Source organism: Pseudotamlana agarivorans (genome assembly GCF_001642835.1).
GTDB lineage: Bacteria > Bacteroidota > Bacteroidia > Flavobacteriales > Flavobacteriaceae > Pseudotamlana > Pseudotamlana agarivorans.
On the sequence record NZ_LXEI01000002.1, the window covers coordinates 539,471 to 563,077 of the forward strand.

Sequence of the window (23,607 nt, forward strand, 5' to 3'; positions counted from 1 at the left end):
TGGTATTTAAATTAACTAGGACTATGATGCGTTTTTAAAATTATGAATTATTGAGTTAAATGTGTTTTAAGCTTTGCTTTTAAAGCGGTTACGGTGCTCTTATAACTCGGGTCGTTTACTAAATTTTTAGTTTCTAACGGATCTTTTTCATAATCGTAAAGTTCGCGTCCTACTATTTCATTGTCTTTATAAGGTTTATAACTTCTATAGTTATTATCATGCCATTCGGTATAACGGTAACGTTCTGTTCTTACGGAGTAGCCCATACGTTTCTGACGCGCATATTGGTGGTAAGCATAATCCATTTCAATGGTTGTTGAAGCATCATCATCTAACAAAGGCACTAAAGACTTTCCGTCGGTTTGTGTGCTTTGTGGTACGTTTGATAATTCGAAAACAGTTGGAAATAAATCAACTAAATTAACAGGGTGATGCTCTTTCTTGTTTTTAGCAACGCCTGGTCCTGCAAACATGAATGGAATTCGTGTAGCTTGCTCAAAATTTGAATGTTTACACCATTCGGTATGATCGCCTAAATGCCAACCATGGTCGCCCCAAAGTACAATAATGGTATTGTCTAATATATTACGACGTTCCAATTCGTCTAAAAGCAAGCCTAATTGTGCATCGATATAAGAGGTACAAGCCATGTAACCATGAATTAATTCACGCTGCTTGTTTTCGTCAATAATATCGCCAATATTGTAGTTATCATCAATATCACTAAAAGCTCTTAACTCACCATAATTATGGTAGGCGAACTTTGGTGTGCCTTCAGCCAATTGTTGAAATTTAGCCAACTCAATTTTATCTCTATCGTATAAATCCCAATACTTTTTAGGGGCAACAAAAGGTAAATGTGGTTTTTGATAACCAACACCTAAAAACCAAGGTTTTCCCGATTTTTCTAAGTCATCTAATTGTTTTAAAGCAGTTTGTGTGTATAGTCCATCTTGGTAAGCGGTATCGCTCACATCGATGCATTCGGTTGAAGGTTTTAATTTCTTAAACACATAGCTTCTAATTTTTCCGTTTTTTGTGATGCCTTTCGCTCTAGCTTCTTTTTCTAAACGTTTAAACTCACGTTTGGTTTCAGGGTTTTGATAATAAGAAAAGGCAGCTTTACCAGCAGCAGGATCAAAATTATCAGGTAACTGGTGTGGCATACTCCAGCTTTTAGCATCGTGTCCTCCAGAGGTAGAGCCTTTATGGTAAATTTTTCCTACCGCTGTGGTTTCATAACCTTGAGAAATTAAATACTCTGGCATTGAAATTAATTCAGGAGCAGATTCTCTAAAGTTGGTATGTAAATCCCAAACTTTCGTTTTATCAGGATTTGTGCCTGTCATCACACTTGCGCGTGAAGGCCCACAAACGGCATATTGTACATGCGCATTAGTGAAAGTCATTCCCATTTCGGCCAAGCGATCAAAATTAGGCGTAATCATTTGCGATTCACCATAATTGGATAATAGGGGTTTTAAATCGTCTACCGCAATAAAAAGAATGTTCTTTTTAGCGGTAGACGTTTTTGAATCTGCTTTTGAAGGTTGCTGTGCTTTGCATGCGATGGTAGCAAAACACAGTAGCATGATGTATATTAACTTATTATTTTTCATTTTTTGTACCAGTTCTATTGGTTAAAATATCTTGAACCGAAGTTTCATCATCTTCATGATCTACAATCGAACCAAAATCGGCATCAGTAATCACTCTAAAATCAGCAAGCGATTTATTGTTTTCGTATTTAATCATTAAATCTTTCAACTGTGCTTTTAAATCTTTAATCACATTATTGTACTGCGGATCGTTGATGATGTTGTGCATTTGTGCAGGATCTTTTTCTAAATCGTAAAGTTCCCAAACATCGATGTTATAGTAAAAATGCGCTAAGGTGTATTTTTTAGTTCTTATGCCATAGTGTGGTTGCACATGGTGCCAGTAAGGAAACTCATAGTAATGGTAGTACATTCCTTTTTGCCAATCCTTAGGTGTTTTTCCGTGTAAAATAGATTTAAAACTTTCACCCTGCATTTTATGGTCGGTTTTAATATTAGCCATATCTAAAAGGGTAGGTGCAAAGTCGATATTTGTAATAATATCTTCGTTGACGGTTCCCGCTTTAACAGCTTTTGGGTAACGTACCAAAAATGGCATACGTAAGGATTCTTCGTAAATAAAACGTTTGTCGAAAAAACCATGATCGCCAAGGTAAAAGCCTTGATCGGAAGTTAAAACAATAATCGTGTTATCTGTTAATCCGTTTTTATCTAAATACTCTAAAATACGACCAATGTTATCATCTACGGATTTTACACAGGCTAAATAATCTTTAATATAGGTTTGGTAACGCCATTTTTTACCTTCTTCGGCGCTCATGCCATCTGGTTGAACAATTTCTCCTGGTTTTGCTCCGTAAAACGCCCATTGAATTTTTTCTTTACCTTTTAAATTGGCAGGTTCTTCAAATTTCATATCACGACGCGAAAAGTAATCCATGGTCATTTCGGTATCTCCAGCCGTTAACTCACGACCTTTATAATCGTCGTTAAAAGTTGCAGGATAAGGAAATTCGACATCATCCCATAATTTTTCATATTTGGTATCTGGTTGCCAAGGACGGTGTGGTGCTTTGTATTGAAGTACCATTAAAAACGGATCATTTTGTTTTCTTCCCGTTTCTAACCACTCTAAAGCAAATTTGGTACTTAAATTAGTGGAATAGCCTTTTTCTTTAACATCCTTACCGTTTTCGTTATACACAGGATCCCAATAATGACCTTGTTGTCCTGCGGAATTATGATATTTAAATTCATCGAATCCTTTTGGTTCTGAGCCTAAATGCCATTTACCAAAAAGTGATGTTTGGTAACCGTTTTTTTGAAACTCTTGAGGGAAAGTCCATTTTGTTTCATCAAATTTCCCACCGCTTTCATTTTTGAAAAAGCCATTTTTATTACTGTAATCGCCCGTAAGAATAGCGGCACGACTTGGTCCACAAATGGCGTTTGTACACAACACATCTTGAAATAACATGCCTTCGTTAGCAATTTTATCGATGTTTGGCGTTGGCGCAAGATCTTTATAAATGCCACCGTAAGCACTAATCGCTTGGGTTGTTAAATCATCAGCCATGATATAGATAATATTAGGCTTTTGGGTGTCCTCTTGGTGATCTGCTTTAGCAATTTTTGTAGACTTTTTTGTTTGACCACAAGCAATTGTCATAACTACCATAGTCAGTGATGCTGTGGTTAGCATGAAGTACTTAAGTTTATGTGTGTGTCTTTTCATCTTAATTTTTTAATTTAATTAGTTGTGGAACATTAAGCATGGTTGTTTTCAAGCTTTTATCTGATGACGAGTTTCCAGTCATAATCGTGAAATCTCCAGGCTCAACAACAAAATTGTATGCACTGTCGTACATGGCTAAACTTTCCGCATTAATAGTTAATGATACCGTTTTTGTTTCTCCAGGGTTAAGCGATACACGTTTGTATGCTTTTAGTTCTTTTACAGGACGTGTGTACGAGCTTACTTCGTCGTGGATGTAGAGCTGAACCACTTCGTCTCCAGCAACTTTTCCTGTATTGGTAACTTCAACAGTAGCCGTAATTTCATCGTCAATTCCAGAAAAGGAAGTTTTTGATAATTTTGGCTCTGAAAACTTGAAAGTTGTATAGCTTAATCCGAATCCAAAAGGGTGTAAAGGCACTTTTTTCTCGGTGTTGTATTTATGAATATAAGCGGTTGGTTTGTGGTTGTACACCATTTGTAATTGACCTACACTACGCGGTATGGTTAATGGTAACTTTCCTGAAGGGTTTACTTGTCCGAATAAAATTTCGGCAGTAGCTTGTCCTGCAAATGCACCACTTTCCCAAGTGTTTAAAACCGCAGCAACGTTATTTTCTAACCAAGGTTCTGCAATAGGGCTTCCACTAACGTAAACTACAATTACAGGTTTCCCTAAAGCTATAATTTCTTTAGCGAGTTTTAATTGGTTACCAGAAAGCTGTAAAGTAGCTCTATCTACATTTTCGCCTGTAGTTTTACGTCCCCAATCGTGACGGAATGAATTTTCACCTAAAACTAAAACTGATAAATCGGCTTGTTTTGCTTTTTGAGCGGCTTTAGAAATGTTAGCATCGGTAATTTCTTTAGAACGATCGCCAGCATCAAAATAATCGATGTTATAACCGTTAGCTTCACCAATTTGAGTGATGCCCTCTAGCATAGTAACAACATTTTCTTCAGGCTGTGGAGAAACCCAGTCACCTAAAGTAGTTTGATTATTAGCATTTGGTCCTGTAATGAAAATGGTTTTATTCTTACCATTGGTTGATAATGGTAAAATGTTTTTATCATTCTTCTGTAAAACAATGGCTTTTCTAGCTTGTTCTAAGGCATTTTCTTGATGTGATTTTGCAAAGCTTGTGCTTTTGGCTTTTTCAACATCTATAAAAGGATTTTCAAAAAGACCCAATTTAAATTTAGCTTCTAAAATTTTACGACATGCATAATCTACACGTGCTTCATCAACTTTACCTTCGTTAACTAATTCGATAAGAAGTTTGTCGAAAATAGGGCCGTGCATGTTCATATCCATACCAGCATTTATTGAAAACTCGATGGATTGTTTAAAATCTTTAGCCACATGATGCCAAATATCAATTCGAGAAATATCGTTCCAATCGCTTACGTAGAAGCCTTCAAACCCCCAACGGTCGCGCATTAAATCGTTCATCATGAACTTATCCATATGTCCTGGCAATCCAGCAACTTCGTTATGTGCAGCCATGATTGAATATACATTTGCTTCTTGTACAGCACGACGGTATGGTGGTAAAAATATTTCGAATAAAGTACGTTTAGATACATCGGTTGGTGAGGCGTTTAATCCGTTAATTGAAGAACTTCCTGCAATTAAATGTTTGGCACAAGCAATAACGCTTTCTGTTCCTGAAAAATCATCAGATTGTAAACCGTTTATAGTGGCAATACCCATATTTCCTACTAAATATGGGTCTTCACCATAGGTTTCGCCAGTACGCCCCCAGCGTGGGTCACGTAAAACATCGATGTTTGGAGTAAACGACCAGTGCATCCCGTTTGCGCGCATTTCTAATGCTGTTTGGCGGCTACCTTCTTTAATTAAAGCATCATCAAAAGTTGCAGCTTGTGAAATAGGCGAGGGATAAATGGTTGAACCACTTACCAACCCGTTTCCATGAATGGCATCGATACCAATTAATAACGGAATTTTTAATGGTGATTTTTGCGCTAAACGTTGCAGGTGGTTGGCTTCTTCAGGTGTTACCACATGAAGAAAAGACCCCACGTGACCAGCTTCAGCTAAACGCCCAATACTATCGCTATGAACGCCTGGATAAAAGCCTAAAGCATCATTTTTTTCAAGTTCTTCAGGCGTCAGTTCGTTTTCGGCATGTTTCATATGCTCTAAACCTACGTACTGACACATTTGATAGACTTTGTCTTCCAACGTCATACGTGACATTAAATCTGAAACACGATCGTTCACAGATGCTGTCGCGTCTAAATAGAGCGGGTTAGCATCTGTTGAACTTGCTTTAGTATTATCTTGGTTTTTGCACGACACTAGTACTGCTAGTAGTGAGAATGCGGTAATGCTTATGTTTTTAAAAATGTTCATATGTTATTTGCTATTAATATCCTGGGTTTTGGTCGTCTTGAGTTATCGCTTGATTTCCAGATAATTCTGTAGAAGGGATTGGTAACAACATGTTTTTTTCATCTTCTGGGTACACGTAATCTCTGTTTCCCATTACAGCATTATTATGTGTGTGGATCACTTCTTCTAAGAAATAGTCAAACCCACGTCTTCTCGTATCGAAAAACTCATGATTTTCGGCTAATAACTCATATTGACGTTCTCTCATAATACGTGTTCTAAAATCGTCTTGAGAAAGTGTACTTGGAAAATCTGCCGGCTCAGTTGCTGTTCCAGATTCTGTATTTCTAGCACGTGCTAAAACTTCATTAACATATCCTAAAGCTTCAGCAGTAGGGCCGTTTATTTCATTTGTTATTTCAGCTAACATCAGTAATAAATCGGCATATCTTAATTTTATTTGATTTCTACTAGTTGTTGTACCGTTAAAACCAGGGTCTAAATATTTTTTAATGGCCGCATAACCATCGTTACCATTTATTTGTTGCGGGTAAATCTTTTTTGTGCTGTATGAACCATCATTCGGATTGTGTTGTTCGAAACTATCATATAAAAAAGTAGCTTCAATTCTTGGATCACCTGGATATTGAGTGATATGTTGGTCATATACTTCTTTGTTAGGGCGAATTCTACCAAAAGTATCATACTCGTAGTAACCTTTTAAAGTATAAGATCTAATAATATCAGAATTTCGTACCGCACCATTTTCACCATACTGAATTTCGAATATAGCTTCTGATGTATTTTCATTTCCAGGAACAAAAAGTTCGGCGTAAGTAGGCGTTAAGCTATAAGCACCATAAACTTGAATAGCCTCGTCGTATGCTTTTTGCCATAAAAAGGCTTCGTTAAGTTCGCCTGCCATTGTCATATAAACTTTAGCTAAAAACATATTTGCTGCTGTTTTTACAGGACGATCTACAAGGTACTCACCTGGGTTTGGTAATAACAATTTGGCCATTTCAAAATCGGCTATAATTTGGTCGTAAACATCTTCTTTTGTACTTCTTGGGGTATGTAATGTTTCTGAAGTTGTTGGCTCTAATTTTAAAGGCACACCTCCAAAATAACGCACTAAATCAAAATAAGTCGCTGCACGAATAAAATAGGCTTGACCTAAAGCAACATCTCTATTAGTAAGGTTTGAGTCTTCAAGATTTTTAATAATACCATTGGCTACATTTATAGTAGTATACATGGCAGGCCATAAACGGGTTAACCAAGTATTGTTTGGTAAACAGTTTAAACTCGTAGCATCTTGACTAGCACCTTGGTTAGACCAAAATTTACCAGACATTGGGGCTACCAAGCCATGGATTGACGACCCGTGGTATCCTGGGTCTGCATAACTTTGATATAAACCATTAATGGCTGATTCTAAACCGTCTTCAGTTGAAAATATTTGAGTTTCACTAAAGAATGTTTGTGGTTCCTCGTCTAACATTTTTTCACAGCTGTTTAGAACAAATATCACGAGTACTAAAACGAAGGGTGTTATATATTTTTTCATAATTAATTTTCTAAAATGTGAGATTTAATGAGATTGCAAAAGATCTTTGATTTGGAAATGAATTCCAATCAAGGCCTACACGACCCGGGTCATAAGAGAAGCTGTTAACTTCAGGATCAAATCCGCTGTATTTAGTAAATAACAACAGGTTTCTTCCGGATACCGACAGGTAAGCATTATCAATAAAACCAATGTCATCAACAGGAAGATTGTAACCAAGAGTTATATAGCTTAAGCGCATGAAGCTACCATCTTCAACTAAACGATCTGTAAATCCGGTATCGTCGGCTAAATCGTAACCAACTCTTGGGTAAGTACCACTAGTGTTTGTAGGAGTCCATGCTTTGGTGTAAGCTTCTGTTCTAACATTATTTGAGTTGTTATCAGCATAAGCTTCACGAAGTAAATTTCCATTAGCAATTTCATTACCCTCTGTTCCGTAGAAGAATAAGCTTAAAGAAACACCTTTATAATCGAACTTAGTACCAAAACCGTAGTTGAAATCTGGATTAGGGTCTCCAATAATTGTTAAATCGCTATCATCAATAACACCATCATTATTTTGGTCTACAAGATTAACATCACCTAATTGAGGGGCCATACCATTAAAAACGGCAGCATTGGTAAGTTCTGTATCGTTAGAAATAATACCATCGGTAGCATAACCGTAAAATAAACCTGGTGCTTCACCTTCAATAAAAATGTTTGCAGGTGTTTTAAAGTAATTACCACCAGAAATTTGACGACCTAAAAAGGCTGAGTAGGTTTCGGTTCCAAACTGAGCAGGAGGTAAGTCTAACTCTGTAATTTCATTTCTGTTTACAGCAAAGTTCCCATATACATTCCATGTAAAATCATCTTTAGAGATAATATCCGCAGACAATGAGAACTCAATACCTTTGTTAGTAATATTTCCTTGGTTGGCATAGTAATTTGAGAATCCAGTAGAAGGGCCTATTTCAACATTAAGTAATAAATCTGAAATGTCTTTGTAATAAACATCAGTTGTAATTAATACTCTGCTATCCCATAATCCTAAGTCTAAACCAGCATTGTATTGGCTGGTTGTTTCCCAAGTTAAATCTGGATTTGCCAAATTAATAGGGGTAATTGCTGTTAAAGCACCACCATTTGCACTAGAATAAGGGCTTTGGGTTGGACCATAAGGCGCTATGGTTCTGTAATTAGGAATGCCTTGGTTTCCTGTCAATCCCCAACCTACACGTAATTTGGTTTCGGTAACACTTTCAGAATTTCTTAAAAAGGCTTCTTCGTTTATTTTCCAAGCAAGCGCAAAAGAAGGGAAGTGCCCCCAACGGTTTCCGTTAGCAAACTTGCTACTTCCATCGGCTCTATACGTAGCGGTAAATAAGTAACGGTCTAATAAGGTATAATTAAAACGCCCTAAGAATGAAATAATCGTTTCTCTTTGTTTGTCTAAAAACATAGGCTGAAAAACTTGACCGTAAGAAATACCATCCGCTCTTAAATCTTCATTAGGAAAATCGGAAGCCTGGTTAGTTGTACGTTTTATGATGCTTTGATCGAATACTGTACCTACAGTTCCGTTTATTCTATGGTTTTTGTTGAAACGTTTTTTATACATTAATGTATTATCCACATTATATCTAAAGCGATTTAATGTACTCATTCCAGCTTCACCATTAGCTCTGTTACCTCTGTCTAGCCCTGTTCCATACCAAACTTGACGTTCTTTATTTCTGTAATCTGCTCCAAAACGTAAACGGTAAGTTAAATCGTTAGTCAGTTTGTAATCTAATTTAAGAGCACCAAGTAATCTCAGTTCGTTTGATAAATCATCATAGTCTGAGATCCACGCTCTTGGTCCATCTAAATTTTCTTCAAAATCATCACCAGCATTATTATTATCTTCAAAACCTAGAAAAGGCGCTCCTGAAACAATTTGTCTAACCAAGTTGTTGTTGGTACCACCTAAATTATCAGTGCCTTTTGATGCTGAATTTTCAGTATAAGAAGCAGACAATTTAGTGCCTAACTCTAATTTGCTAGTTAAATCGTTATTTAAGTTAACAACAAAATCGGTGCTTTTAGCAAATGATCTTGGAACAATACCTTCTGAATTTGAGTGCCCACCACCAATATAGTAGTTGCCATTTTCGCCACCACCAGAAACAGTAAGTCTGTAGTTGGTAGAGATTGCCGTTTGGTAGGTGTCATAGCTCCAATTAACGCCTTCTAATCTTTCAATAGAATCGGCGTTATTAATCATGTAATCTTCACTGTTAACAAATTGAGCTATACTACCATCAGGATAAGTGTAATAACTAGGTAAGAAACCATCATTTGCTTTTATATCATTTTGATAATCAACATAGCCCTTAGTGTCTAGTACATCAATATTGTTGGAAATAGTACCTATTGAAGAAACCGCGCTAAAATTAAATTTAGCTTTGCCGCTTTTTCCTTTTTTGGTTGTAATTAAAATAACCCCATTAGCACCTCTTGAACCATAAATAGAGGTTGCAGAAGCATCCTTTAACACTTCAATATTTTCAATGTCTCTAGGGTTTATTCCTGTAATACCGCCTTGTGGAGATAAATAACTGTTTCCACCAGACAAAGGATCTAAAGTATCTTCAGTAGCAGAATCTACAATAATACCATCTATAACATATAACGGCTCTGTGTTTCCTGTTAAACTATTAAGACCTCTAATTTTGATGCTAGAAGGAGCACCAGGCTCAGAGCCCAATTGTCTCACAGTAACACCAGCTACATTACCTTGTAAAAGTCCTTCAACACCTTGTGTTTGATCGACACTGTTTTGGGTTGGCTTTACAGTGCCTACCGATCCTGTTAAGTCTTTACGCATAACCTGGCCGTAACCAATAACAACGACCTCGTCTAAAACTTTTTGGTCGGTTTCAAGTATTATGGTTAAATCTAATTGGTTTTTAACTGTAATTTCTTTAGAAACAAATCCTAAATAACTGATAGATAAAACAGCAGGTAGCTTTGGTACGGTGATTTCAAAATATCCATCAAAATCTGTTACCGTACCTGTAGTAGTAGATTTTAAAATTATAGAAGCTCCTGGTAAGGGAAACTTAGAGTCGTCTACCACGGTTCCTTTAATTGTTTTTTGAGCAAACAATCCGAAAGGTAGAATTAGTAGTAATAAACAGAAACGTTTTTTCATAATGGTTTAGTTTGAATTTAGTTTAGCTAAACTACTTTATTGGTTTAAAAATGCAGTTTGAAATACATCATAAAAGGTTCAATTATTGTCAAACCCTTAAAAACACTGGGTTTTTAAGGGTTTGTTAATTGATTAATATAAAAAAAAGATGTGTTTTTTATGAATGTGATACTGGAAGGAAAATGTGTTTTTAGATTATTTTTCCTTCAAAGAGTCTAAAAACTTACTTGGCGTAAGGCCATAAAACTTCTTAAATGAGGTGCTAAAATATTTAGGATTTGAGAATCCGGAGCGGTAAGCCACTTCTTTAATACTGCTAGTATTTTCTATAAGCAATTTTTTAGCATGCTTTAATTTGGTATGTATAATAAAATCTTGAGGTGATAAATCAACCAGATTTTTAAGCTTCATATATAATGAGGTTCTACTCATGTTAAAACTTGCCGATAAATCGTGTACTGAGAACGATTCATTTTCAATATTCTTAATGATAGTATCCTCTAAGTTTTCTAGAAAATCCTGATCGTTTTTATTTCTGAATAATGACGCATTATCGGCATCGTTATTCTGAATAAACTTATCGCGTAATTTTTTCTGCCACTTTAAAGTATTTACCATTTTGGCTAGTAAAAACTTAATTTCTATAGGTTTTTCGATGTATTCTGAAATACCATTCTCTATACTTTCTAGTTTTTGTGCCGAATTTTGTAGCACCGTTAGCATAAAAACAGGAATGTGATTTAAATTTATATCGTCTTTCAACTGTTTCGCCATTTGCATGCCATCCATCTCTGGCATAATAAGATCGGTAAGGATAATGTCTGGAAATATTTGCGAGGCCATTTCCAAGCCTTCTCTTCCGTTAGAGGCTTCAAAAATTTGAAAATAGACGCCAAGCGTTTTTACCAAAACGTCTCGCAGTTCGTCATTATCTTCAACAATTAAAATTTTGCTATCACTAAAGGTTTCAATTTCAGAAGGATCTTCACTTTCTAATTCAATAATATTGTCGACTGGTTTTTCTTTTGAAAATATTTTTTTATCGTATTCAAATTTCAAATTCTTAAGCACTACAGTAAATGTTGTGCCTTTATTTTCTTCACTAGTAAAATCGATACTACCTCCCGTTTTTTCTAATAGTTTTTTAACCATCATTAAACCTAGGCCTGTTCCGGGGCGCTGACTGTTAATAACGTTTCTAGCGCGGTAATAGCGTTTAAGAATAAACTTTTGTTGATCTTTTGGAATGCCTAAACCTTCATCAATAACCTCGATTTTTAACTCCCGCATGTTGTCTTGGAAGAGGTTTATGGTAATGGTGCTATTTTCAAAGGAATATTTTATAGCATTGGTGATGAGGTTTAATATAATTTTATCGAAATCGTCTTTATCAAAATAAAATTCACCTTCATTCCAATGGTTGTTAAGTTCAATTTTTAAGTTTTTTTCTTTGGTTAAAGGTTCAAAATTATGAATGCGTTTTTTAATGTGACGTTCAACGTAGATTTTAGTAATATCAATATGTTCCGCAGAGTCTGATGTCGCTTTTTGAAAATTCAGCATTTGTTCAAAAAGGGAATTGATGCGCTTAACCGTTGTTTTTATTCTTTTTTTAGAATCTTCGTTAGTTCCTGCGTTTTCGGTAACACTATCAAGTGATGAAATTAAAATGGTTAAAGGCGTTTTAATTTCGTGCGTTACATTGTTGAAAAAATCGATTTGTTCATCGGCATTTTTCTTTTTTACGATAACACTAGTAAAATGTATAATGGTTAAAATAATGCCAATTAAAAGCACAAAATACAAGAAATAAGCTTTGTTGGTAGCCCACCAAGGCGATAAAATGGTGATTTTGATTTGGCGTGTATCACTAGAATTAGCGTATTTGCTGAAGGCTTTAATTTTGAAAACATACTGGCCAGGACTTAAATTGGTATAGGACGCATAATGTGCAGGGCTAGGGGGCGTCCACGCTTTGTCAAAACCTTCTAGAACATAGGCATATTTAATTTTCGATGCCGAACTGTGTAAAACCCCTGTAAAATGGATTTCGATAGAGTTTTCATCATGGTTTAAAGTGATAGACTCTGTATCGTTTATAGGTTTTGTTAGGATGCCTCCTCCTGGTTGAACGGTTTTATTAAATAGCTTGAAGGAATCGAATACTAATTTGGGTGTGTAACTGTCGTTTTTAATGCTATACGGATTAAAAAGAGTAACCCCGGTAACGCCTCCAAATGCAAATAAACTGTCGCTTAGTTTATTGTAACTTCCGTAATTAAATTCGGTGCTCGCTAAACCATCACGGCTATCAAAAACATTTATAATGGTGTCTTTTTGGTTAATATTTATATTGGCTAATCCTTTTGTGGTACTTGCCCAAATAGTAGAGTCTGACGTCGTTACGATGCCTTGAACAATATCAGAAGGCATTCCAGAGTCTATGGTAAGTTTTTTTACAGCATTTGTTTTGGAATTATAAAACACGAGACCTTGACCGTTGGTTGCTAAAATAAGATTACCGTTTTGGGTTTCGTAGCTACTATTAATTGTAGAGTATCCTAATGTATTAATATTAGGTTTTAAAGCTTCAATTAAATTGAAATCTTTAGTAATTGGGTTTATGGTATATACACCATATCTTCCTGTAGTAAGTATGTTTCCTTTATGTGTTTCTGTAATAGATTTTAATTGCTGTATGGGGTAAGTTTCAATACCTCCAGTTGGTTTAATTACAGCTAAATCACCCTCTATACCACCAGCCCAAATGTTGCTTTTAGAATCTTTATAGACTGCGTAAATTTTGGTTAAAAGTTCGGGGTGTATTTTGTTGTAATGGGTGATTTTAAGTGAGTTAACATCCAGTTTAAAAAGGCCGTCGTTGTATGTACCTACCCACATATAATCATTGTCGGGCTCTAAGGCCATTACTATGTCTTGTTGGTTATTTTGTTGACCAGAGAGGCTAGGGATGTGCTGCCATGTGTTTTTGGATCTGTTCCAAATGCTAATTCCTTTTTTGGTGCCAAACCATAGGTTATCATTTTTGTCTTTGGCAATAGCTCTAGTAAAATCAGAAACAATACTGTTTTTGTCATTAAAACGGTGACGAATTTTAATGTATGGTAATCTGTTGGAATCGAAGTAATTTATACCACCACCATAGGTAGCAACCCATAAAATATTTTCTTTATCAAAGAGAATATCATAAACCCCATTACTAGATAAGGTGTTTGGGTTATTAGGGTCTTCAATAAAATGATCGAGGATAGAAAAAGTAGGCGTTACGTGGTAAATCCCATCACCATCGGTAGAAATATAATAGCTATTGTCCTTGTTTTTAATAACATCGGTTATGGTGTGTGTCAGATTTGTTTTTAAATCTATTTTAGTAACCTCAAGAGATTTGGTATTTATTTTAAATAGTTTCCCTGTTTTTGTACCAATTATAAAATTGTTGTCTAATCGTGTTACAAGACTAATCTTATTAAGTTCTTTGTCTAAATTCTTTTTTTCTAAAGTGTCATGAGAAGTATCATATACATAAAGTCCTTTTTGAGTACCGAAAATAATATGGTCTTGATAAGTGTTTAATGATTGAATATTATGATTACTAACTATCCTAATCAATTCGTTAGTATTCGATGTGGTGTCGTATTTCCATAAACCATTAAATCCGCCAACCCATATATTACCGCGACTATCTTCTTTTATTGTAGTGACTAAGGAGGGATTTATGTCTGAATTATTCTTAACCGGTTTAAAAACATCTAATTTAGAATCGTAGAGGCACACACCGTTTTCTAGTCCAATCCAAACCCGTTGTTTGGAATCTATAAAAACTTCTTTGGTTCGGTTGCTAAAAAAATCGGGTAAACCACTATACGTATTGTATATTTTATAGAATTTAGAATTATGTTTTAAAACACCTTCTTCGGTTGCAATCCATAAATTCCCAATAGTATCCTGTGCCAAAGCGTAGGTAATACTTTGTGTAGATACATTCTCTCCTTTTAATTTCTGAAATTCAATGTTATTTTGAGAAAATGTGAATTGAATAAAAAGAAAGAAAATAAACAGTTTTATGTTTAGTTTTAATGTCAAGGCGTAGTTTATTAGCAAATAAATGTACTTAATTTATTTTTATTGAATACAATTGTTATAGAAGTTGCAAATCTAATTAATAAAAAAAATCAGATTAAATTTAACCTGTTACTTTAAAATCTACACTTTTAAATGGTAATTCCCTCATTGTTAAAACAAACTTAAATTTTTTTTTGAATACACCGTTTGGCACCTCAGATTGTTTTAAAATTACATAGAAGGCTCAACTGAAATGAGTTTAATTAGTTCTAAATCAGTTGATTGTAAAAATGTTCAGTTTTAGTCTAGTTTTCTAAAAGCATTTTATAATTTATAATTTCTAATATTGCGGAAAGTATAAAATGAAATTAAATACCAGTAAATAAATTCTTATTACTACTAACAGAGTTTAGTGTTTTGTCTTGTTATACTCCAACCGATGAACAACTAAGTAATTTAGAAAATAATACGACTCCAGAAATTGGATTCGAGTTTATATACCAATTTAACCTAGATAAAATTTAAAAAAATGAATGAAATGAAATATGTAATATTATTATGCGTCATGTTCGCTTTTAGTTGTGATAAAGCAGACACTCCTATTAATGATGACCAAGAAATTGAAGATCCAGGAAACGGAGGTGATGAAAATGAAGGTAATGAGAATGAAGGTGGTGAAAATGAAGAAGAAGATATGTATATGCTTCCCGAAGCGTTACCTGTTTTAGAAGCAGGTAAAACTTGGACGTACCAAGATAAATTTTCAAACGAATTTTCAGCCGATAAATCATCTGAAGAATTTACAGCAAATTGGCAGGATAAATTTTTCAATGGTTGGAAAGGGCCTGATAAAACGAGATATACCGCGTCGCGTTCTTCAATCGTTGATGGCGAAATGATATTTGAAGCTGCTGTAGTTAATGGAACTGTTGAAACAGGTTGTATTAGTTCTAAAGAAATGGTTGAGTATCCTATGTATATGGAAGCTCGAGTTAAAATTAGCAATTCGCCATTGTCTTCTGCTGTGTGGATGCTAAGTGAAGATTCTACTCAAGAAATAGACAATCTAGAGGCCTATGGCGATGTGACAAACGACTATTTTTCTAAGCGATTACATTTAAGTCATCATGTGTTTATTAGAGATCCGTTTCAAGATTATCAGCCAACAGGCCCAGAAACTTGGTATGCTGATGGTAAAAACACCGTTTGGTCGCAAGATTACCATACGTACGGCGTTTTATGGTGGGGCCCTAGAGATTTAAGGTATTATGTAGATGGAGAAGAAGTTAGAAGAACTCCTGAAGATGAAATAGATCCAGAAAATTACACAAATGGTACTGGTTTAGTAAAACCTATGTATTTAATTATAAGTCAAGCTGCACAGGGTTGGAGAGAGAATAGTGGAATTGACTACCTTACCGATCCGGGAGTAACAACTCCAGAGAGAACTAGAAATTATTTTGATTATATCAGGGTATTTAAGCCTGAGTAAATCACTTTTTAATCAGTATATAAATCGTCTAAAAATGTAAATTTTTAGACGATTTTTTTTTATGATAGACCTATATGTTAATAGAAAGAAATAGTTCGCTTGCATCAATAGCAACAGTTTTAGTGGCTACAAACTTTTCTCTAGAAGATGATATAATGGTACAAAATACTGGAAATTTGGCATGGATAAAGGAGATGGGGTGTCCGGTGCAGCGGAATAGAAGCCTTTTAGCATTAAAAATTACGACTCCAAAGGTTTCTAAAAATCAAGCAGATATTTAGGCACAGAAGCTATTAAAAACTTAAATAATTGATGGAGAGTCTACTTTAGTTAGTACAGATTTATATGATAAACTTTAATTTGTAATCAATCCTATCACTTCGAAGTAACAAGATTGTAAATTAAATAGACCCCATAAATCAATAGACTTATGAGGTTTTGTTTTAGGTTTTTGCGTTACACAGATTTAATTCGAATCCGATATATGTTATTCATTTAAATTTTAAAAATCATTTATAAAATCGGATAAATTATCATTGCGTTCTAAACCTAATTTTTTTCTTAATCTGTAGCGTGATGTGTGAACACTTTCTACACTTATTCCTAAAATGGATGCCATTTCTTTACTTGAGAAATTTAGCTTAATTAAAGCGCATAACTTTTGGTCGGTCTGGCTAAGTTTAGGGAATTTTTCAGTGATGTTAGCATAAAAGCTCTGATTAATATTGGTAAACCTAGCTTCAAATTCCTTCCAGTTACTTGCCGTATTGCCTTGAATGCTCTTTACCATACGTTTTATAACCGTTGTGTCTATTTGGTTATTCTGCTTGGATAATTTAGAGTTTATAGACTCTAAAAACTCATCCTTTTCAATAAGTTGTAAAGCTGAAGACGCCAATTGCTTGTTTTTTAACTCTAGAATATCATTTTGCCTTTTACGCTCAATTTCTTGTTGCTTTTTAATGTATTGTTTTTCCGATTTATGCTTTATTCTTAAGTTTCTAATAAAGACTGCGGCAAACAAGGAAATAAATAAAACAACGACAACTAAAAGGATGGTTTTTAGCAACCAGATTTTGTCTTCATGCTCTAGTTCTGCTAGTCGTTTCTCTTTTAATAAGGCATCTTGTTTTTGTTTTTCAACCCTAAAATCATCTTTAATCTCTAATAAATGCTGGTTGTTTTTACTACGGCCACCAAATATATTGTTGTTTAACTCATTGGCATGTAAAAGCGCTTGGTAGGCTTCTTTGTATTTATGATTTGCTTGATATAATTCCGATAAAGACTCGTAGTTTCTTGGGGCATAATTACTATGGGTATGGTATTTTTCACCGAGCTCTAGTGATTTTTTGAAATAACTCTCACTCAATTCAAAATCATTTAAATCGCGATACACTTCACCAAATAAATAGTAAATTATGGTAAGGTAGGAGGGATCAACTCTTTTGAAATAGGCTTCAGATTCTTTCAACATGTCAATACCTTCCTTACAACTACCTTGTTTACACATAATGTATCCAAGTTCGGAAGTAGCAAAATATGGCGGGTTATCGGTTAATTTACTATGGTATACATTACTACTATCTAGATATTTTAGTGCCAGATCAAATTCCTCATTATTTCTGTAGAAAACGGCAATAGAAAAATAATCGCTTCTTAAATTTGTATTATAATCTACAGGATCTAGTCGTAATGTTTTATCAATAGCAATAGATTTGTTGAAGTACTTTAAAGCCTCGTCATCTCTTTTATAATAGCTATAAAGCCATCCTAGTTGGTTGTAGATACTTGCTATAGAAACGGAATCTTTAGATTTATCGGCCAAAAGAAGGGCATTCCAGTACCCATCATAAGATTTTCCGTAGTTCACGTTGTGGGCATATAAAAAAGATAAATCTTTTAAACTGTTTATAGCAGCTAAGGTGTCTTTCTCTTTAAGTTGAAAATCAACACTTTTTTGAAAATAAACGGCAGCACTATCTGGTTTGTCGTATTTTAGTTTATCTGCTTTTTGGTAAAATGAATCCCGTTCAGCTGGATTTTGACTGAATATAGTCTGAACTTGTAAAAGCGTTAAAATAGTTAGCAGGAAAAATTTTAAGGGCTTCATAATATTTAATTGTTAGTTTGTTTAGTCGCAATAATTAGTGGTGGAGTTGGTAATTCTGTTTTTTCAAATGTAAATAAAAAAATCAGTGTAATAAGGGCTGGTTTCTCTGTGTTCTACTTGTTTTTGTCTAGTGTGTTTTTAGATTTGTTGTTTGGTTTAGATCAATTTGATTTCATAAACTGCTATCTATTAGTGGTTTGTGGTTTTTAGGTGTTTTTTAATTGTCGTGTATAAATTAGCCTTATTGTTTTGTAATGTTCAGTTGTTGTCTAGTGTTAAATTCTTGAAATACCTCCTTTAAAATACAGAATTGCTATTTTTTTATTGTTTTTATAATCATATTCATATTGAATATAGTGTGTAAAATTTAGGTTACTCCGACAGCGTATAAAGTTTTTAAGGATGATTTTTCTAAATTGTTGAGTGAAAGTTGATAACGAGTTATTAGTGTATAGGTGGATATAACTTCATCATTTTTCAAATGTTATCAACACAAGCTCATGTATGCGAGTGCTTTATATGATGTGATAGTTATTCTAAATGACTTCTTTAAAATTCTTGTATCAGAAATAAATTCAATTCATCTATTATAAATATGGTATTATTTAGTCTTGATTGAGAGTTAAGGGAATGTCTTGTCTAGTCGTGTGAAACATTTTTGAAATGTATTTCTAAAATGTACATCTCATATAATAGTGTGCTTGGTTCTTAATCGAAGAGGGGTGTGTTTTTCTCATCTTGGAGAAGTCGTTATGCTCTAAAGTTTCAAAAATTATTTTCTGATTGTAATTAAAAGGATTTAAAAGTTTATCAGTATTGTTTGTAAATTACACAAAAAGGTAGTGGTTTATTGGGTAGAGTGTGGTTCACTTAGTTTTAATCTACAAAAAACAATAAATTCATTTTGAATGCCCCTTGAGCTATTTATTATATGTAAAGTATAAGTTTTGAAGTGATCTTAAGGTTTCGTATTTAGGTTTAGACTAATCTATTTATGATGTAAATACATACGTTATTAACAGCTTGTTGAGTGTTTTTGTAGTTAAAAATCGAGGTATGGTAACTATTGTACAGTTCTAGTCTAGTGCTAATTCCCTGTTGATCTAATATTATAAACCATTTTTGTATTCTAATAATTTATTAAAAATGAAGAATCTATTTTGTGTTGTTTTTATTATTTGTGTTCAATTTTTATCTTATTCTCAAAATAATAGTGAATTTGATAGAGAATTGGACTTTAATTTAGATTGGGGCTTTTATTTAAGCGATTCCGATGTAGATTATAAGACTATAAACAAATCTAAATTCAAAAAAGTTAATCTGCCTCATGATTGGGTTGTTGAAAATGGTTTTGATGAATCTTTAGGCGACGATGCTAAAGCTACTGGTTTTATACCAAGTGTAGGTTATGGCTATTATAAAAAGGAATTTAGTTTAAAAACAGAATCAGATGAATTAACCTATATTCTTTTTGATGGGGTATATAATAATTCAGAGGTATATATAAATGGTCACAAATTAGGATTTCACCCTTATGGTTATTCACCTTTCTATTACAATTTAACACCGTATTTAAATACAAATGGTAAACCTAATACTATTATAGTGAAGGTAGATCATAGTCGTTTTGCTGATAGCCGTTGGTATACAGGGGCAGGAATTTACAGAAATGTAAAATTAGTGACTACCAATAAACTTCATATTCCTATTTGGGGGACTTTTGTTACAACGCCTTCTGTTTCTAAAGATCTAGCAAAGGTTCAAATAGATTTGACTTTTAATAATGGATACAATTCAGATGAAAAAGTTTTTGTTACCACTAAGATTTTTGATGCTAACCAAAATGAAATCGCAAAAACAAGTTCTGAATTAGCTATTAAAGCGCAATCAAAAGCAGAAATCACTCAGGATTTAAATGTGAACCATCCACAACTTTGGGGTGTCAACTCACCATATTTATACAAAGCTGTAACAACTATTAGTAAAAACAATAGTGTTATTGATGTGGTTGAAACCCCATTCGGAATCCGCACGATTAATTTTGACACCAATAAAGGTTTCTTTTTAAATGGTGTAAACATGAAGATTAAAGGTGTGTGTTTGCATCATGATGGCGGACTCGTAGGAGCAGCAGTGCCAAAAGATGTTTGGGAAAGACGCCTTAAAATTTTGAAAGATGGTGGTGTGAATGCCATAAGAATTTCTCACAATCCAGCTTCAAAGGAATTTTTAGAATTATGTGATGAAATGGGCTTTTTGGTGCAAGATGAGTTTTTTGATGAATGGGATAACCCTAAAGATAAACGTTTAAACACCAATGAAAAAAGTGTCGATTACGTTACTCGTGGTTATCAAGAACATTTTCAAGAATGGGCAAAGAAAGATTTAACGGCTATCATGTTAAGTCATCGTAACCACCCTTCAATCTTTCAGTGGAGTATTGGTAATGAAATTGAGTGGACTTACCCAAGAAATGCCGATGCAACCGGTTTTTTTGGAAATATGAATTGGAACGGAAATTACTTTTGGGATCAGCCGCCATATTCTCCAGAAAAAATTAAGGAACAACTAGAAACGCTGCCAAGAGGTAAATACGATATTGGTGAAACGGCTCAAAAATTATCACGCTGGACAAAAGCTTTAGATACAACACGTCCTGTTACAGCAAATTTAATATTACCATCGGTAAGTCATTTGTCTGGATACACCGATGCTTTAGATGTGGTTGGGTATAGCTACCGACGTATTTTATATGATTACGGACACGAAAACTATCCGGATAAACCAATCATGGGAACCGAAAATTTAGCCCAGTACCACGAATGGAAATCCATTATGGAGCGTCCATTTATTTCTGGAACTTTTCTTTGGACAGGTATTGATTATATGGGTGAAATTAGATCGCCTTGGCCAGTACGAGTACAACCTTCTGGCTTGTTAACTACCGCTGGTTTTCCAAAAGGGTCTTACTATATGATGCAATCCTTATGGACCGAAAAACCAATGATTCATATTGCGACACAAACCATTGAAAAGTCATTAAATAAAATTGATGACAAAGGCAATATCGTGGCTAAAAACCCAAATAAATGGAAGCACGCCCTTTGGGAATGGCAAGATGTAAATGACTATTGGAACTATGAAAAAGGGAAAATGATTTCGGTTGAAATCTACTCAAATTGCGATGAAATTGAATTGTTTTTAAATGATAAATCTCTAGGGAAAAAATATTTAAAAGATTTCGAAGATCATATCTATAAGTGGGGTGTGCCTTTTGCGGAAGGAACTTTACTGGCTAAAGGCTCTAAAGATGGTGTTGTAACAGAATCGAAGATTGTTACTGCCACGAAATCTTCTGAAATCGAGTTAATAGCTGATGACTTAACACTTGATGCAGATCATTACGATGTATCAAATATTGTGTTGCAATTGGAAGATAAACATGGAAATCCTGTTGCTACAGACGATCGTGAAATTCATTTTGAAATTTCTGGACCTGCCAAATTATTAGGTGTCGATAACGGTTGGAAAAAGAGTGTACAACCTTTTCAGTCTAACATAAACACCACGCATAACGGTAAAACTTTAGTAGTTATTCAGGCTACAGGAACGCCAGGAACCATTCATGTGAAGGCTAAAGGTCGCGGATTAAAAACGGAAACGATTTCAATAAAAAGTAAATAAAAAATTTAAAAAGATATGAAAGCAACACGTTACGAAGGGGATAAAACCTTCAAAGTAATTGAAAAAGAAATGGCAGATCCAGCTGCTGGCGAAGTTAGAATTAAAGTCGCTTATGTTGGTGTTTGTGGAACCGATGTTCATATTTACCACGGTATGATGGATAAACGTGTAAACATTCCTGTAACCATCGGGCATGAAATGTCTGGGGTTATTGATGCCGTTGGCGATGGTGTTTCCGATTATGCCGTTGGAGATAAAGTTGTGGTTCGTCCGTTGGATGATAGAAAGGTAAAAGCTTCCGATAAAGGTTTCAATCACATTTGTGAAGAATTAAAATTTATTGGAATCGATAGTGAAGGGGCCATGCAACAATATTGGAACGTACCTACATTTACTTTACATAAATTAAAAGAAACAACCGATTTAAAACTGGCTGCTTTAATTGAACCTTTATCGGTTGCAACACACGATGTACGTAGAAGTGGTTTAGTAAAAGGTGAAACTGCTGTAGTTTTAGGTGGTGGTCCAATTGGTTTGTTAGTGGCTATGGTGGCTAAAGAAGTTGGTGCACAAGTAATCATTTCTGAAGTGAATCCGAAGCGTATTGAAAAAGCAAAAGCTCTTGGTTTTGATGCTGTGAGTCCGATGGATGTGGATTTAGTGGAATACGTAAAAAGTAAAACAGAAAACCGTAGAGCCGATGTGGTTTTTGAAGTGGCTGGCGTACAACCTGCATTAGATATTATGTGTGAAGTTGCTGGAATTCGCGGTCGTATCGTGATGGTAGCTATTCACGGAGAGAAAAAACCAGTGGATTTATTTAAATTTTTCTGGAAGGAACTAAGCTTAATTGGGGCTCGTGTTTATGAGAAGGAAGATTATGAAAAATCTATCGAACTGATCACAGCAAACGAATTACCGTTTGAAGAGATGATTACCGATGTACAGCCTTTAAGTAACATTCAACAAGTTTTCGAAAACATAGACAGCAATCCTGATGGCTTAAAAGTATTAATGGATTGTCAGTTATAAATTCTAAAAAATAAATAAAAATGAGCATTTTAAATACATTCAGTTTAGAAGGAAAAACAGCTTTAGTTACAGGTTGTAAAAGAGGAATTGGTAAAGCTATGGCTATTGGTTTGGCCGAAGCTGGTGCAAATATTATTGGTGTTTCGGCATCTTTAGAATTATCGGGAAGTGATGTGGCCAAAGAAGTGGAAGCTAGAGGAAAAAAATTCTCGGCGTATCAATGTGATTTTTCAGATAGAAAATCGCTTTATAAATTTATTGAAGCTGCTAAAGCCGATCATCCACAAATTGACATTTTAGTAAACAATGCAGGAACTATTTTAAGAACGCCTGCTGCTGAACATCCAGATGAGATGTGGGATAAAGTGATTGAGGTAAATCAAAATGCACAATTCATTTTAACTCGTGAAATCGGAAAAGAAATGGTAGCAAGAGGCGCTGGAAAAATCATTTTCACAGCTTCATTATTAACCTTCCAAGGTGGGATTACTGTACCAGGTTATGCGGCTAGTAAAGGCGCTATTGGTCAGTTAACCATGGCTTTTGCTAACGAATGGGCAGGAAAAGGTGTGAATGTAAACGCCATTGCTCCAGGATATATCGCTACAGATAATACTGAAGCTTTAAGAAACGATCCAGCGCGTGCAGAGTCTATTTTATCGCGTATTCCAGCAGGACGTTGGGGGAAACCAGAAGATTTTGCTGGCCCAAGCGTATTCCTAGCTTCAGAAGCTGCTAGCTACATGAACGGTTCTATCGTATTGGTAGACGGCGGTTGGATGGGACGCTAATCTATTCC

11 protein-coding genes are annotated in these 23,607 nt (G+C 34.7%); 4 read left to right on the plus strand and 7 right to left on the minus strand.

From position 1 onward, the window contains the following. Positions 1 to 47: 47 nt before the first annotated feature. From A6I66_RS05570 to A6I66_RS05595, 6 genes are all read right to left on the minus strand, one after another. A complete protein-coding gene (locus A6I66_RS05570; RefSeq protein WP_084399487.1) occupies positions 48 to 1,619 on the minus strand; it encodes a sulfatase in 1,572 nt (523 codons plus the stop codon). Further along, on the minus strand, positions 1,609 to 3,294 hold the full coding sequence (locus A6I66_RS05575; RefSeq protein WP_245683431.1) for a sulfatase family protein: 1,686 nt from the start codon (positions 3,292 to 3,294) through the stop codon (positions 1,609 to 1,611). Before A6I66_RS05575 ends, A6I66_RS05570 begins: the two co-directional genes overlap by 11 nt. 1 nt (position 3,295) lies before the next feature. Further along, a complete protein-coding gene (locus tag A6I66_RS05580) occupies positions 3,296 to 5,674 on the minus strand; it encodes a glycoside hydrolase family 3 N-terminal domain-containing protein (protein WP_067146442.1) in 2,379 nt (792 codons plus the stop codon). 13 nt (positions 5,675 to 5,687) lie between these two features. Further along, entirely contained in the window at positions 5,688 to 7,223 is a 1,536-nt protein-coding gene (locus A6I66_RS05585) for a RagB/SusD family nutrient uptake outer membrane protein (protein WP_084399489.1), read from the minus strand. A gap of 10 nt (positions 7,224 to 7,233) precedes the next feature. Further along, positions 7,234 to 10,404, minus strand: coding sequence for a SusC/RagA family TonB-linked outer membrane protein (locus A6I66_RS05590; RefSeq protein ID WP_067146446.1), 3,171 nt, complete (start codon positions 10,402 to 10,404; stop codon positions 7,234 to 7,236). A 195-nt stretch (positions 10,405 to 10,599) separates the two neighbouring features. Beyond that, entirely contained in the window at positions 10,600 to 14,508 is a 3,909-nt protein-coding gene (locus tag A6I66_RS05595; protein ID WP_067146448.1) for a hybrid sensor histidine kinase/response regulator transcription factor, read from the minus strand. Positions 14,509 to 15,025: 517 nt separating this feature from the next. Here A6I66_RS05595 and A6I66_RS05600 point away from each other — a divergent pair. Beyond that, positions 15,026 to 15,979 carry a family 16 glycosylhydrolase gene (locus A6I66_RS05600; RefSeq protein WP_169815710.1) on the plus strand — a complete coding sequence of 318 codons (954 nt, stop codon included), beginning with the start codon at positions 15,026 to 15,028 and terminating at the stop codon, positions 15,977 to 15,979. 502 nt (positions 15,980 to 16,481) lie between these two features. On the opposite strand, the gene A6I66_RS05610 is transcribed toward A6I66_RS05600, so the two are convergent. Further along, positions 16,482 to 18,092 carry a tetratricopeptide repeat protein gene (locus A6I66_RS05610; protein ID WP_067146453.1) on the minus strand — a complete coding sequence of 537 codons (1,611 nt, stop codon included), beginning with the start codon at positions 18,090 to 18,092 and terminating at the stop codon, positions 16,482 to 16,484. Positions 18,093 to 19,238: 1,146 nt separating this feature from the next. On the opposite strand from A6I66_RS05610, the gene A6I66_RS05615 reads away from it, so the two are divergent. Genes A6I66_RS05615 through A6I66_RS05625 form a run of 3 tightly spaced genes read left to right on the plus strand, consistent with a single transcriptional unit; the run spans position 19,239 to position 23,599 of the window. After that, the gene (locus A6I66_RS05615; protein ID WP_067146455.1) at positions 19,239 to 21,776 is read left to right on the plus strand and encodes a glycoside hydrolase family 2 TIM barrel-domain containing protein; all 2,538 of its coding nucleotides are present in this window, start codon (positions 19,239 to 19,241) and stop codon (positions 21,774 to 21,776) included. A gap of 15 nt (positions 21,777 to 21,791) precedes the next feature. Next, positions 21,792 to 22,808: a zinc-dependent alcohol dehydrogenase gene (locus A6I66_RS05620; RefSeq protein WP_067146457.1), complete on the plus strand. Its 1,017-nt coding sequence runs from the start codon at positions 21,792 to 21,794 to the stop codon at positions 22,806 to 22,808. 26 nt (positions 22,809 to 22,834) lie between these two features. Further along, the gene (locus tag A6I66_RS05625; RefSeq protein ID WP_211267536.1) at positions 22,835 to 23,599 is read left to right on the plus strand and encodes an SDR family NAD(P)-dependent oxidoreductase; all 765 of its coding nucleotides are present in this window, start codon (positions 22,835 to 22,837) and stop codon (positions 23,597 to 23,599) included. Positions 23,600 to 23,607 lie beyond the last annotated feature (8 nt).

Excerpts from the sequence above, each read along its gene's own strand:
- A6I66_RS05570 (WP_084399487.1), bottom strand. The coding sequence starts at position 1,619 with ATGAAAAATAATAAGTTAATATACATCATGCTACTGTGTTTTGCTACC.
- A6I66_RS05585 (WP_084399489.1), bottom strand. The coding sequence starts at position 7,223 with ATGAAAAAATATATAACACCCTTCGTTTTAGTACTCGTGATATTTGTT.
- A6I66_RS05610 (WP_067146453.1), bottom strand. The coding sequence starts at position 18,092 with ATGAAGCCCTTAAAATTTTTCCTGCTAACTATTTTAACGCTTTTACAA.
- A6I66_RS05590 (WP_067146446.1), bottom strand. The coding sequence starts at position 10,404 with ATGAAAAAACGTTTCTGTTTATTACTACTAATTCTACCTTTCGGATTG.
- A6I66_RS05615 (WP_067146455.1), top strand. The coding sequence starts at position 19,239 with ATGAAGAATCTATTTTGTGTTGTTTTTATTATTTGTGTTCAATTTTTA.
- A6I66_RS05600 (WP_169815710.1), top strand. The coding sequence starts at position 15,026 with ATGAAATATGTAATATTATTATGCGTCATGTTCGCTTTTAGTTGTGAT.
- A6I66_RS05620 (WP_067146457.1), top strand. The coding sequence starts at position 21,792 with ATGAAAGCAACACGTTACGAAGGGGATAAAACCTTCAAAGTAATTGAA.
- A6I66_RS05580 (WP_067146442.1), bottom strand. The coding sequence starts at position 5,674 with ATGAACATTTTTAAAAACATAAGCATTACCGCATTCTCACTACTAGCA.
- A6I66_RS05575 (WP_245683431.1), bottom strand. The coding sequence starts at position 3,294 with ATGAAAAGACACACACATAAACTTAAGTACTTCATGCTAACCACAGCA.